Here is an 11,957-nt window from a genome sequence, read left to right on the forward strand (position 1 = left end):
GCACCCGAGGAGGATTCCATGCCGAAGACGACGAAAGGCGGCAAGCCGAAGAAGGACGAATTGCCGAGCACTTTGCGTCGCCGAACCCCGCCTCCCGCCGGGCGAAATATGTCAAGATGATTGACATGGTTCAGGCCGAAGATGCCCCGCTTGGTTACCTGCTCTACCGGGTGGCCAGTTTGCTGCGACCGGAGGTTTCCGCGGTGTTGGGCCCGCTGGGCCTGACGCTGCCCGAATTCGTCTGCCTACGAATGCTTTCCATCCTTCCGGGGATGTCGAGCGCCGAATTGTCTCGGCAGGCCGGCGTCACACCGCAGGCGATGAACACGGTGCTGCGCAAGCTGGAAGACATTGGCGCCGTGGCGCGCCCGACGTCGGTGTCCAGCGGCCGCGCGCTGCCCGCCACGCTCACCGGCCCGGGCCGCGCCCTGCTCAAACGCGCCGAAGGCGCGGTGCGGACCGCCGACGCCCGCATCCTGGCCAAGCTGACCGAGAGTCAGCAGCGCGAGTTCAAACGAATGCTCGACAAGCTCGGTTCCGACTGACCGGCGACTAAGCGGCTTGGATCCTGGCCCACGGCCGCGCCTCTTCGAGTTCGTGGGCCAGCTCGAGCAGTAGCGCCTCCTGGCCGATGTCGGCCGAGAGCATCATGCCCACCGGCATGCCTTCGTCGGACTGGGCCAACGGAAGCGAGATCGCCGGCTCACCGGTGACGTTCTGCAGCGGGGTGAACGAGACCCAGTCGATCAGTCGTTCGATGACCTGGTGGTAATCGGTGGGTGCCAGATATCCGATGCGGGGCGTCTCGTCGGCGAGCGTCGGGGTCAGCACGACGTCGTAGGTGCCGAAGAATCTTGCGGTGCGCCTACGGATTCGGCGCAGGCGCATGATCGCCAGCGGCAGTCGGTGCATGTTGCGGGCGGTGTGGCGCTCCAGACCGAGGGTCAGGCTGTCCAGCCTGCTGCGGTCGAAGGTCGCGCCGAACATCCGGCGCCCCGTGCGGACCTGGGCCAGCGCCAGGAAGCCCCAGTACAACACGAAGTCGTCGACAAAACTGGCCGGCACCGGGGGCTCTTCGAGGTATTCGACGCGGTGGCCGAGCTCCTCGAGAAGACCGGCCGACTTCAGCGTGAGCTCGCGCACCTGCGGGCTGCAGTCCCGTTGCACCGAGCGGGTCAGCACGGCGATTCGCAGCCGCTGCCTGCCGGGACCGGTGACATCCCCGATCGGCGCCAGTTTCGGATTACGCCAGATGCGTTCGGCCTCCCGGTAGAACGCCGCGGTGTCGCGCACCGATCGAGTGACCACACCGTTGGCGACGATGCCCACCGGCATCCGGCGCAGGTGCGGGTCCAGCGGCAGCCGCCCACGCGACGGCTTCAGCCCGACGAGGCCGTTGCAGGCGGCGGGGATGCGGATGGATCCGCCTCCGTCATTGGCGTGGGCCATCGGCACCACGCCGGCGGCGACGAATGCCCCAGAGCCCGACGACGATGCGCCGGCACTGAAGTCGGTGTTCCACGGGTTGCGGACCGGCCCCAGCCGGGGGTGCTCGGCGGACGCGCTGAAACCGAATTCCGACAGCTGCGTTTTTCCCACGGGTGCCAGCCCGGTGGCCAGGAACAGCCGGGTGAACTCGCCGTCGGAGGTGGCATTCCACGGCGTCCACGCGTCGGTGCCGTGCATCGTCGGCTGGCCGGCGATGTCGACGTTGTCCTTGAGGAACGTCGGGACCCCGCTGAAGAAGCCGTCGGCAGGGCTGCCCGACGCGCTGTCCCGGGCCTGTTGGAAGGCCGCATACGCCAAACCGTTGAGCACCGGATCGACGGCCTCGGTGCGGGCGATCGCCGCCTCGACGACCTCCGCCCTGCTGACCCAGCCGGCCTGTATCGCGTGGGCGAGGCCGACCCCGTCGAGATCACCGAGGGCGTCGTCGCCGAACGCATGCACGTGTCGCATGAATCGACGCTAGCCCGCCTTCGCGCGGGACTTAGGCCTGGCCCACTTCGAAGCGCACGAACCGCGTCACCGTCACGCCGGCCTCGTCGAGCAGGGCCTTGACCGTCTTCTTGCTGTCGGACACCGACGGCTGCTCCAGCAGCACCGCGTCCTTGAAGAAACCGTTCAGCCGGCCTTCGACGATCTTGGGCAGCGCCTGCTCCGGCTTGCCCTCCGCCTTGGCCGTCTCCTCGGCGATACGGCGCTCGCTGGCCACGACGTCTTCAGGAACGTCCTCGCGGGACAGGAAGCGCGCCTTGAGGGCGGCGATCTGCAGCGCGACCGAGTGCGCGGCCTCGGAATCCGAGCCCTGGTACTCGACCAGGACGCCGACGGCGGGGGGCAAGTCGGCCGCCCGCTTGTGCAGGTAGGCCTCGACCGTCCCGTCGAAGTACGCGACGCGACGCAGCTCGAGCTTCTCGCCGATCTTGGCCGACAGGTCGGCGATGGCCTGCTCGACCGTGGAGTCGCCGGCCTTGGCGGCCTTCAGCGCGTCGACGTCGGTGGCCTTGGACTGGGCCGCGGCCGCGACGATGTCGTCGGCGAGCTTCTGGAACTCGGCGTTCTTGGCGACGAAGTCCGTCTCCGAGTTCAACTCGATCAGCGCGCCGCCCTGGGCGGCGACCAGGCCCTCGGCCGTGGCGCGTTCGGCGCGCTTGCCGACGTCCTTGGCGCCCTTGATGCGCAACGCTTCGACGGCCTTGTCGAAGTCGCCGTCGCTCTCGGCCAGCGCGTTCTTGCAGTCGAGCATGCCGGCGCCGGTGAGCTCACGAAGCTTCTTGACGTCGGCGGCGGTGAAGTTGGCCATGTCAGCCTTCCTATGAAGGGTCTGGTGTCGATTCGGGTGCGCCCGCAGCGGCGTCGGTGGGGGCGCTGGCAGCGGCGGAGGCCAGCAGTTCCTGCTCCCATTCGGGCAGCGGCTCGGCGGCCTCCGCCTCGGGCTTGCCGTCGCCGCGGCCGACCCCGGCGCGGGCCTGCAGGCCCTCGGCGACCGCGGAGGCGATCACCTTGGTCAGCAGCGCGGCCGAGCGGATGGCGTCGTCGTTGCCCGGGATCGGGTAGTCGACCTCGTCGGGGTCGCAGTTGGTGTCCAGGATCGCGATGACCGGGATGCCGAGCTTGCGGGCCTCGCCGACCGCGATGTGCTCCTTGTTGGTGTCGACGACCCAGATCGCCGACGGCACCTTGGCCATGTCGCGGATACCGCCGAGGCTGCGCTCCAGCTTGTTCTTCTCCCGGGTCAGCATCAAGATTTCCTTCTTGGTGCGGCCCTCGAAGCCACCGGTCTGCTCCATCGCCTCGAGCTCCTTGAGGCGCTGCAGCCGCTTGTGCACGGTGGAGAAGTTGGTGAGCATGCCGCCCAGCCAGCGCTGGTTCACGTACGGCATGCCGACGCGGGTGGCCTCGGCCGCAACCGATTCCTGCGCCTGCTTCTTGGTGCCGACGAACAGGACGGTGCCGCCGTGGGCGACGGTCTCCTTGACGAACTCGTACGCCTTGTCGATGAAGGTCAGCGTCTGCTGCAGGTCGATGATGTAGATGCCGTTGCGGTCGGTGAAGATGAACCGCTTCATCTTGGGATTCCAGCGACGGGTCTGGTGCCCGAAGTGGGTGCCGCTGTCGAGCAGCTGCTTCATGGTTACGACGGCCATGCGTGTGCCTTACGTGTGTCGGTTGTCGCCCGGCATCGGGTGAAGCCGGGCCCTGGCGCCTGCTGCGATGCCGGACCTCGCCAGGAAACCCTGGCGGGGACCGCCCGGCACGCGGTGCGAACTCCTAGTGGAACGGGAGACGCGGGGCGGACGCGCGAAGTCAGCCCGCGAACGAGCTGCGACCAGCAGTTTACACGGACTCAGCTGGTGGTTTTGCACAGCACCGGCCGCACCTGAGTGGCGACGGCGTCGGTGGCCCACTCAACTGAGCCGATGCGACGGGTTTGGTGGCTGTTGGCGTGGCTGACGGTGCTCGGCGCGGCGCCGGCGGGTGCGGACGACGCCCGCCTGGACTGGCCGCTGCGCCCGCCGCCCGCCGTGGCCCGGGGGTTCGACGCCCCGTCCCCGGACTGGCGGCCGGGGCATCGGGGGGTGGACCTGCCCGGCGTCCCTGGTCAGCCGGTGTACGCGGCGGGCACCGCCACGGTGGTGTTCGCCGGTCAGCTGGCGGGGCGCCCGGTGGTGTCGCTGGCCCACCCCGGCGGGCTGCGCACCAGCTACGAGCCGGTCCGGGCGGCGGTGCGGGTCGGCCAGCCGGTGACGGCCCGGACCGTGATCGGCTCGCTCGAGCCCGGGCATGCCGGCTGCCGGGCGGCGGCCTGCCTGCACTGGGGCGCGATGTGGGGCCCGGCGTCCGGCGCCCATTACGTCGATCCGCTGGGCCTGGTGAAATCGACGCCGATCCGGCTCAAGCCGCTGCGGGGCTGAGCGTGCGGGCCGTGCCCCCAGCCACACCCGTCTCCGGCCGGAGGGCGGACCCTCGTGCCTCGGGGCTTCCCGGCGCCGGGGCGGAAGTGACGCCCGGGAATCGCCGGCTCACGCCCGCGGGTGGGCCTGATCGTGCACCGCCCGCAACCGGGAGACGGCGACGTGGGTGTAGAGCTGGGTCGTCGCCAGGCTGGAATGGCCGAGTAGCTCCTGCACGACCCGCAGGTCGGCCCCACCTTCCAGCAGATGCGTCGCCGCGCTGTGCCGCAGCCCGTGCGGGCCCAGGTCGGGGGCGCCGTCCACCGCGGCGACCGTCTGGTGCACCACCGTGCGGGCCTGGCGCACGTCGAGCCGGCGGCCCCGCGCGCCCAGCAACAGCGCCGGACCGGACTCAGCGGTCACCAGGGCCGGGCGGCCCTCGTCGAGCCAGGCGCGCAGCGCCTCGGCGGCCGGCATCCCGAACGGCACGGTGCGCTGCTTGTTGCCCTTGCCGAGCACCCGCACCAGCCGATAACCGGTGTCCACGTCGTCGATGTCCAGGCCGCACAGCTCGCTCACCCGAATCCCGGTGGCGTACAACATCTCGACGATCAACCGGTCCCGCAACGCCATCGGATCACCTTGTTGGGCACCCGATTTCGCGGCGGCCATCGCGTCGAGCGCCTGATCTTGGCGCAGCACCGCCGGCAGCGTGCGGTGCGCCTTGGGCACCTGCAGCCGCGCCGCCGGGTCCCCGGCCAACAGGCCACGCCGCGCGGCCCACGCGGTGAACGCCTTGACCGCCGACGTGCGACGGGCCAGCGTCGTGCGCGCCGCTCCCGCCGTGGCCGAGGCGGACAGCCAGGAGCGCAGGAGCGGCAGGCTCAGCCCGTCCAGCGCGGCGCCGCGGCTCTCGAGGAACGTCAGCAGCGAGCGCAGGTCACCGAGGTAGGCCCGGCGGGTGTGCGCCGAGCGGCCGCATTGCAGCGACAGGTATTCGTCGAATTCCTCGAGGATGGCCTCCACGCCTGCAACGTTCGCAGGAGCCGGGGACCCGGTTCAGTCGACGCGCCGAAGCGTGTCCGGGGTGAGATCTTTCAGTGTCGGATAGCCGTCGACCGCCATGATCAGGTCCGCTTCGGCCAGCAGCGAACGCAGCACGTGGACGACGCCGTCGACGCCGCCCAATGCCAGGCCGTACGCGTACGGCCTGCCGATCCCCACCGCGGTCGCGCCCAGCGCCAGCGCCTTGACGATGTCGGCGCCGCTGCGGATGCCCGAGTCGAACAGCACCGGCAGCCCGTCGGCCGCCTCGATCACCCCGGGCAGGCAGTCCAGCGCCGGCAGGCCGCCGTTGGCCTGGCGTCCGCCGTGCGTCGAGCAATAAATACCGTCGACGCCGCCGTCCCTGGCGCGTCGGGCGTCGTCGGGATGGCAGATGCCCTTGACGATGAGCGGCAGCTTGGTCAGCGACCGCAGCCAGGGCAGGTCGGCCCACGTCAACGGATTGCCGAAGGTCGTAATCCACTGCAGCACAGTGGCCTGCGGGTCTTCCTCGGGCGGGCGTGCCAGGCCGGCGCGAAAGACCGGGTCGCTGGTGTAGTTGGCCAAGCAGTGCCCGCGCAATTGCGGAAAATTCGCCGTGCTGAGGTCGCGCGGACGCCAGCCGGGAACCCAGGTGTCCAGCGTGACGATGATGCCCCGGTAGCCGGCGGCCTCGGCCCGCTGCACCAGGCTCGCGGCGAGCTCGCGGTTCTTGGGCGTGTACAGCTGGAAAAAGCCGGGCGTGTCGCCGAACTGGGCGGCGACGTCTTCCAGTGGGTCGGCGGTCAGGGTGGAAACGACCATCGGGACACCGGTGGCCGCCGCGGCGCGCGCGGTGGCCAGGTCGCCATGGCCGTCTTGAGCGCAGATGCCGATGACGCCGATCGGGGCCATGAACACCGGCGACGGCAGCGTCAGGCCGAACATCTCGACCGACAGGTCACGCTCGGCGGCGCCGACGAACATCCGCGGCATCAAGCCCCGGCGGTCGAATGCCTCGCGATTGGCCCGTTGGGTGCGCTCGTCGCCGGCGCCACCCGTGACGTAGGACCACACCGACGGCGACATCGCCCGTTCCGCCCGGGCCTCCAGCTCCGCGAAGGCCATCGGCAGCGCGGGCGCGACCCCGCCCAGACCCTGGAAGTAGATCTCGTTCTGGTAATCGCCGAAATGCGCCATGGAAGTAGAGGATGCCAGCCGGCGATCGGACCGACGAACCCGCTACGAAGCCCCGGCCTCGGCCTCGGCCAGTTCCTTCTTCCATTGCCGGAAGGTCTCTTCGGTGCGGCCGCGCCGCCAGTAGCCCGAGATGGACGACGCCCACTTCGCGTCAACGCCGCGCTCCTTGCGGATGTAGGGCCGCAGATTGTGCATGACGCTTTGCGCCTCGCCGTGGACGAACACGTGCACCCGCCCGGGCAGCCACGGCGTGGTGGTGACGGCCTCGATCAGCGGGGCGTGGTCGCCTGCGCGGTCCTCGGGGACCAGGTCGGCCCGGCCGCCGCGATAAACCCAATGCACCTCGACGCCTTCCGGCGCCGTCAGGGGAATCTCGTCTTCCTGGCCCGCCACCTCGATGAACGCCTTGCCGACGGCGCTGGGTGGCAGCGCTTCCAGGGCGACGGCGATCGCCGGCAGCGCCGATTCGTCACCGGCCAGCAGATGCCAATCGGCGGCCGGATCGGGGGTGTAGGCACCGCCGGGACCCATCAGGAAGATCCGCTGGCCGGGCTGCGCCGCGGCCGCCCACTGGCCCGCGATCCCGTGCTCGCCGTGCGTGACGATGTTCAACGTGAGCTGACCGGCGGCGCTGTCGACGCGGCGGACCGTCATGGTCCGAACCGACGGCCGCTTCTCGGGCGGCAGGCCGGCGAAGCTGTCGAGGGTCAACGGCTGCGGCAAGTCCGCGACGTCGACGTCGTCGGCGACGAACGCCAGCTTGACGTAGGAGTCGGTGAATTTGCTGGGCACGAAGGCGTCGAAGTCCTTGCTGCCCAGCACGACCGCGACCATGTGCGGTGTGAGCTCCTTGGTATCGACAACCTCGAAGCGTTGCAGAGGTCGACCCGCCACTTGTCCTCCTGTCCCCGCCCGACCCCCGTCGACTATACGAGCCGCGGCGTCGACGCAGCTCGGCCGCTCGAGGCCCGGGGAAGTCGCCACTTGCCCTCCTGACGACACACCAACCCGGCCAGCTCGAGCATGGCCAGCGGCCCCAACACCCGCTCGGGCGCCAGCCCCGACGCAATCGCGAGCTGTTCGACGGTTGCGGCGCCGCGGCCCGGCAGCGCCTCGTACACCCGGCGTTCGCCGTCACTCAGCCCGTCGAGCTCGGTCGCCGGGCGCGGTTCCTCGGCGGCCAGCTCCCCGATGCGGCCGATGAGCTCGACGATGTGGTCGGCCCGGGTGACCAGCTCGGCGCCGTCGCGCAGCAGCGCGTGGCAGCCGGCCGACGCCGACGACGTCACGGGCCCGGGCACCGCCGCGACCACCCGCCCCAGCGCCCGCGCCCACGCGGCGGTGTTGGCCGCTCCGCTGCGCAGCCCCGCTTCGACCACCACCGCGGCCCCCGCGACGGCGGCCACCAGTCGGTTGCGGGTCAGGAATCGGTGGCGCGCGGGCCGAACGCCCGGCGGGTATTCGGTGAAGAGCAACCCGTGTTGGCCCACGCGATGCAGCAACGTGGTGTGGCCGCTCGGATACGGGATGTCGAGTCCCCCGGCGAGGACGGCCACGGTGACGCCGTCAGCATTGAGCACCGCCCGGTGCGCGGCCCCGTCGATGCCGTAGGCGCCGCCGGAGACGACGGCCACCTCGCGTTGCACCAGCCCGGCCGCCAAGTCCTCGGCGACCTGCTCGCCATATGCCGTCGCGGCCCGCGTGCCCACCACGGCGGCCGCCCTGTGCGCCACCTCGTCGAGCCGAATCGGACCTTGCGCCCACAACACCATCGGGGCCGCGCCGCGCGCTCTGCCCGAGGCGCCGCCGAACGCGGCAAATGCCAGCAGCGGCCACTCGTCGTCGTCGGGCGTGATCAACCGTCCCCCGCGGCGGGCGAGCAGCTCGAGGTCGGCCGCGGCGCAGTCGATTTCGCGCCTCGCCTCCGTGTGCCGCGCTAGATCGTCGTCGACCACGCCGCGGCGCACCCGGTCGGCCGCCTCTACCGGGCCGACGGACCGCACCAGGGTGGCCAGCCCGGCACAGGGCGGCTCGGCCACCCGGGACAGGTACGCCCAGGCGCGCAGCGCCGGATCGTCGACCGCCGTCAGCATTGGGGCGCTGCGGCTTCCAAGAATCCGCCAAGGATTCGTTTAGCCCCATACGCGAATGTGTTGTCGTCGACCCCCATTCGCCATCGCGCGGCCGGCAACGAACGGAGCAAACAATGATCGTCTGCTCGCCGACCCAGCTCGCGGCGCCCGCCCGCCCGGTAAACCCTTGGGCGATCGCGGCGTTCGCGCTGAGCCTGGTCAGCTGGTGCGGCCTGCCCATCCCGATCCTGAGCGGCGTCCTCGCGTTCGTCGCGCTGCGTGACATGGAACAGCGCGGCGAGCGCGGCCGCGCGATGGCGCAGTTCGCCCGGGCGTTCGCCATCCTGGTGACCGTCGCGATAGCGGTCCGCGGCGGGCACAACGACTGGCTGACCAAGGCGTACTGGTGATTTGCGGTCGGCGCTCATCGCTGCGCCCCCGGCTGACGGAAGCTGAGCGCGGCGGCGACCTCCTCGGGCCCGGGCGATACCCCGCCGGCGAGATCGGTCAGGCTCCACGCGACCCGCAGCGTCCGGTCCAGGCCCCGGATGCTGAGCGCACCACGGTCCAGGGCCTTCTGCAGCGGAGTCATCGCCGCGTTGCCGGGGCGGAACTTTCGGCGCAACAGCGCCCCGCTCACTTCGGCGTTGGTCCGAAATCCATACGGTGACCACCGCTGGGCCGCCGCCGCGCGGGCCTGGGCCACCCGGAGCCGAACCTGTGCCGTCGATTCGGCTTCGCCGCCGGAGAACGCGCCCGCGCGCACCGAGTGCATCTGCACCCGCAGGTCCACCCGGTCGAGCAGTGGACCGGACAGCTTGCCGAGGTAGCGGCGCTTGGCCGCGGCCGCACAGATGCAGTCCTGCGGATCGGCGGGTGCGCAGGGGCACAGGTTGGCCGCCAGCACCAGCTGAAACCGCGCGGGGTAGCAGGCGACACCGTCGCGCCGCGCGAGACGAATCTCCCCATCCTCCAAGGGAGTTCGCAAGGCTTCCAGCGCGCTGACACTGATCTCTGCGCATTCGTCCAGGAAGAGCACACCGCGATGCGCGCGGCTGACGGCGCCGGGGCGCGCCATGCCCGAGCCGCCGCCGACGAGCGCCGCGACGCTGGAGCTGTGATGCGGCGCCACGAACGGCGGCGTGGTGATCAGCGGCGTCTCCCCCGACAGCAGCCCGGCCACCGAATGGATCGCCGTGACCTCGAGCGACTCGCTCTCCGAGAGCGGCGGCAGCAGAGCCGGGAGCCGCTGGGCCAGCATGGTTTTGCCGACGCCCGGCGGCCCGGTGAGCATGAGGTGGTGCGACCCGGCGGCCGCCACCTCCACCGCGAAGCGCGCCTGGGTCTGCCCGACCACATCGGCCAGATCCACCGAGGGTTCCGGCGGGATGGCCGTCGTGGTGATGCGGTGGTGCAGGGCGATGGACCCGGCAAGCCATTTCTGCAGCTGCCGCAACGTCCGCACGCCCCAGACGTCGATGCCGTCGACAAGGCTGGCCTCGGCCAGGTTGTCGACCGGGACGACGACGGCAGGCCAGCCGTCGCGCTTGGCGGCCAACACCGCCGGCAGCACACCGCGCACGGGGCGCACCCGGCCGTCCAGCGACAACTCGCCCAGCAGCACCGTCTTCTCGAGGCGGTCCCACGGGTTCTTTCGCTGCGCCGACAGGACGGCCGCGGCCAGGGCAATGTCGTAGACCGACCCCATTTTGGGCAGCGTCGCCGGCGAGAGCGCGAGCGTGAGCCGCGCCATCGGCCAGTCGTTGCCGCAGTTGGTGACCGCGGCCCTGACCCGGTCACGGGATTCCTGCAGTGCGGCGTCGGGCAGACCCACCAGATGAACGCCCGGCAGTCCGGAGGTGATGTCGGCTTCGATTTCCACGATCTGTCCATCCACTCCGCGGACGGCGACCGAGAACGCGCGGCCGAGCGCCATCAGCCGATCCCTTGCAGATGGGTGATTTCGGGCGTCCGCCGGCGCCCGATCCGCACCCGGATCACGTCGATGCGCAGCGCCGCCCAGCGCGTGTCCTGGCCCGCCAGCCACAGCCCGGCCAGGCGGCGCAGCCGACGGACCTTTCGCTCGGTGACCGCGTACGCCAGCCCGCCGTAGCCGTCGCCGGTACGGGTCTTCACCTCGACGAACACCACCGTGCGGGTGGCGTCGTCGCAGGCGATGACGTCTAGTTCGCCGTAGCGGCAACGCCAGTTGCGTTGCAGAACACGCAATCCCGCCCTCGCCAGATGGTCAACCGCGAGCGCCTCACCGAGCGCGCCGAGCTGGATCCGGGTCATCGTCGTTTCGGTCGTCATGCCGGCAACTGTGCGGGCCGGCCCCGACACGGCGGGCCACAGCGGCGCGTGTGAGCCGTCCACGCGGCCGGTTATCCCCAGTGCCGCGCTCATCCACAGTCGGCCGACACCGTCTAGCCGATGCGATCGGCCCTGGTGTAGATGTTCATCGAGTCCTCGCGCAGGAAGGCGACCAATGTGATGCCCGACTCCTCGGCCAACGACACGGCCAGCGACGACGGCGCCGACACGGCGGCCAGCACCGGAATCCCGGCCAGCACCGCTTTTTGCGTCAACTCGAAGGAGGCCCGCCCACTGACCAGCAGCACCGAGCCGGCCAGCGGCACCCGCCGCTGCTCCAGCGCCCAGCCGATGACCTTGTCCACGGCGTTGTGCCTGCCGACGTCCTCGCGCACCGCGAACATCGTCCCGTCGACCCCGAACAGCGCGGCCGCGTGCAGCCCGCCGGTGCTGTCGAAAACCTTTTGCGCGGAACGGAGTTGGCCCGGCATCGCTTCAAGTGTGGCCGCCGCGACAGTCGCCGGATCCGCCCCGGGGGCGAAACGACCGATCACCCGCACCGCATCCAGCGACGCCTTGCCGCACACTCCGCACGAGGAGGTGGTGTAGAAGTTTCGGGTCACGTCGAGGGTGGGTGCCGCGACGCCGGCGGCCAAGGTCACGTCCAGGACGTTGTAGGTGTTCGTGCCGTCGACGGCACCGCCGCAATAGCGGATGCTCTGCACGTCGTCGCGGCCGGCGATGATGCCCTCGGTGAGCAGAAAGCCTTGAGCCAATTCGAAATCCGCCCCCGGCGTGCGCATGGTCACGGTGACCGCCGCGCCGTTCACCCGGATCTCGAGCGGCTCCTCGACGACCAGCGTCTCCGGCCGGGTGATCGCTTCGCCGGCAGCCAGGTGCGTCACCCTCCGGCGCGCAGTTACGTGCCGCACGAGGCGATTTCACCGTCGGC

Annotated in this window: 13 protein-coding genes; 3 read left to right on the forward strand and 10 right to left on the reverse strand. The window is 70.8% G+C overall.

Translation table 11 applies throughout. From position 1 onward, the window contains the following. The first annotated feature begins 125 nt into the window (after nucleotides 1-125). The gene (locus tag A9X03_RS21315) at nucleotides 126-545 is read left to right on the forward strand and encodes a MarR family winged helix-turn-helix transcriptional regulator (protein WP_068015990.1); all 420 of its coding nucleotides are present in this window, start codon (nucleotides 126-128) and stop codon (nucleotides 543-545) included. A gap of 7 nt (nucleotides 546-552) precedes the next feature. Here the strand turns inward: A9X03_RS21315 and A9X03_RS21320 are convergent, their stop codons facing one another. Genes A9X03_RS21320 through rpsB form a run of 3 tightly spaced genes read right to left on the reverse strand, consistent with a single transcriptional unit; the run spans nucleotide 553 to nucleotide 3,650 of the window. Further along, the gene (locus tag A9X03_RS21320) at nucleotides 553-1,959 is read right to left on the reverse strand and encodes an amidase (protein WP_068015993.1); all 1,407 of its coding nucleotides are present in this window, start codon (nucleotides 1,957-1,959) and stop codon (nucleotides 553-555) included. Nucleotides 1,960-1,990: 31 nt separating this feature from the next. After that, entirely contained in the window at nucleotides 1,991-2,806 is an 816-nt protein-coding gene (gene tsf / locus A9X03_RS21325; protein WP_067748125.1) for a translation elongation factor Ts, read from the reverse strand. A gap of 10 nt (nucleotides 2,807-2,816) precedes the next feature. Continuing rightward, complete coding sequence (gene rpsB / locus A9X03_RS21330; protein ID WP_067748127.1) at nucleotides 2,817-3,650, reverse strand: 30S ribosomal protein S2; 834 nt, start codon at nucleotides 3,648-3,650, stop codon at nucleotides 2,817-2,819. A gap of 273 nt (nucleotides 3,651-3,923) precedes the next feature. Here rpsB and A9X03_RS21335 point away from each other — a divergent pair, with 273 nt between their 5' ends. Continuing rightward, complete coding sequence (locus A9X03_RS21335; RefSeq protein WP_067748130.1) at nucleotides 3,924-4,418, forward strand: M23 family metallopeptidase; 495 nt, start codon at nucleotides 3,924-3,926, stop codon at nucleotides 4,416-4,418. A 108-nt stretch (nucleotides 4,419-4,526) separates the two neighbouring features. On the opposite strand, the gene A9X03_RS21340 is transcribed toward A9X03_RS21335, so the two are convergent. The 4 genes from A9X03_RS21340 to dprA are packed head-to-tail and all read right to left on the reverse strand — an operon-like array spanning nucleotide 4,527 to nucleotide 8,713. Then, nucleotides 4,527-5,423, reverse strand: a complete 897-nt coding sequence (locus A9X03_RS21340; protein WP_067748132.1) for a tyrosine recombinase XerC — start codon at nucleotides 5,421-5,423, stop codon at nucleotides 4,527-4,529. Nucleotides 5,424-5,456: 33 nt separating this feature from the next. Continuing rightward, nucleotides 5,457-6,620, reverse strand: coding sequence for a lactate 2-monooxygenase (locus A9X03_RS21345; protein ID WP_067748134.1), 1,164 nt, complete (start codon nucleotides 6,618-6,620; stop codon nucleotides 5,457-5,459). A 42-nt stretch (nucleotides 6,621-6,662) separates the two neighbouring features. Then, nucleotides 6,663-7,514 (reverse strand): siderophore-interacting protein, encoded by an 852-nt coding sequence (locus A9X03_RS21350; RefSeq protein WP_067748136.1) that lies wholly within the window; start codon nucleotides 7,512-7,514, stop codon nucleotides 6,663-6,665. Nucleotides 7,515-7,546: 32 nt separating this feature from the next. After that, nucleotides 7,547-8,713, reverse strand: a complete 1,167-nt coding sequence (gene dprA / locus A9X03_RS21355; protein WP_068262837.1) for a DNA-processing protein DprA — start codon at nucleotides 8,711-8,713, stop codon at nucleotides 7,547-7,549. A 113-nt stretch (nucleotides 8,714-8,826) separates the two neighbouring features. Here dprA and A9X03_RS21360 point away from each other — a divergent pair, with 113 nt between their 5' ends. After that, nucleotides 8,827-9,102 (forward strand): DUF4190 domain-containing protein, encoded by a 276-nt coding sequence (locus tag A9X03_RS21360; protein WP_067748141.1) that lies wholly within the window; start codon nucleotides 8,827-8,829, stop codon nucleotides 9,100-9,102. A 14-nt stretch (nucleotides 9,103-9,116) separates the two neighbouring features. On the opposite strand, the gene A9X03_RS21365 is transcribed toward A9X03_RS21360, so the two are convergent. From A9X03_RS21365 to fdhD, 3 genes are all read right to left on the reverse strand, one after another. Beyond that, the gene (locus A9X03_RS21365; RefSeq protein WP_068262840.1) at nucleotides 9,117-10,628 is read right to left on the reverse strand and encodes a YifB family Mg chelatase-like AAA ATPase; all 1,512 of its coding nucleotides are present in this window, start codon (nucleotides 10,626-10,628) and stop codon (nucleotides 9,117-9,119) included. Beyond that, a complete protein-coding gene (locus A9X03_RS21370; protein WP_067748206.1) occupies nucleotides 10,628-11,005 on the reverse strand; it encodes a YraN family protein in 378 nt (125 codons plus the stop codon). The genes A9X03_RS21365 and A9X03_RS21370 overlap by 1 nt, the downstream gene beginning before the upstream one ends. 113 nt (nucleotides 11,006-11,118) lie before the next feature. Next, complete coding sequence (fdhD, locus tag A9X03_RS21375) at nucleotides 11,119-11,937, reverse strand: formate dehydrogenase accessory sulfurtransferase FdhD (RefSeq protein WP_067748145.1); 819 nt, start codon at nucleotides 11,935-11,937, stop codon at nucleotides 11,119-11,121. Nucleotides 11,938-11,957 lie beyond the last annotated feature (20 nt).

Source organism: Mycobacterium sp. E1715 (genome assembly GCF_001667625.1).
Classification (GTDB): Bacteria; Actinomycetota; Actinomycetes; order Mycobacteriales; family Mycobacteriaceae; genus Mycobacterium.

Coding starts and splice junctions, on each gene's coding strand:
- A9X03_RS21345 (WP_067748134.1), bottom strand. CDS start 6,620: ATGGCGCATTTCGGCGATTACCAGAACGAGATCTACTTCCAGGGTCTG.
- A9X03_RS21335 (WP_067748130.1), top strand. CDS start 3,924: ATGCGACGGGTTTGGTGGCTGTTGGCGTGGCTGACGGTGCTCGGCGCG.
- A9X03_RS21365 (WP_068262840.1), bottom strand. CDS start 10,628: ATGGCGCTCGGCCGCGCGTTCTCGGTCGCCGTCCGCGGAGTGGATGGA.
- A9X03_RS21370 (WP_067748206.1), bottom strand. CDS start 11,005: ATGACGACCGAAACGACGATGACCCGGATCCAGCTCGGCGCGCTCGGT.
- A9X03_RS21320 (WP_068015993.1), bottom strand. CDS start 1,959: ATGCGACACGTGCATGCGTTCGGCGACGACGCCCTCGGTGATCTCGAC.
- A9X03_RS21315 (WP_068015990.1), top strand. CDS start 126: ATGGTTCAGGCCGAAGATGCCCCGCTTGGTTACCTGCTCTACCGGGTG.
- A9X03_RS21360 (WP_067748141.1), top strand. CDS start 8,827: ATGATCGTCTGCTCGCCGACCCAGCTCGCGGCGCCCGCCCGCCCGGTA.
- tsf (WP_067748125.1), bottom strand. CDS start 2,806: ATGGCCAACTTCACCGCCGCCGACGTCAAGAAGCTTCGTGAGCTCACC.
- dprA (WP_068262837.1), bottom strand. CDS start 8,713: ATGCTGACGGCGGTCGACGATCCGGCGCTGCGCGCCTGGGCGTACCTG.
- rpsB (WP_067748127.1), bottom strand. CDS start 3,650: ATGGCCGTCGTAACCATGAAGCAGCTGCTCGACAGCGGCACCCACTTC.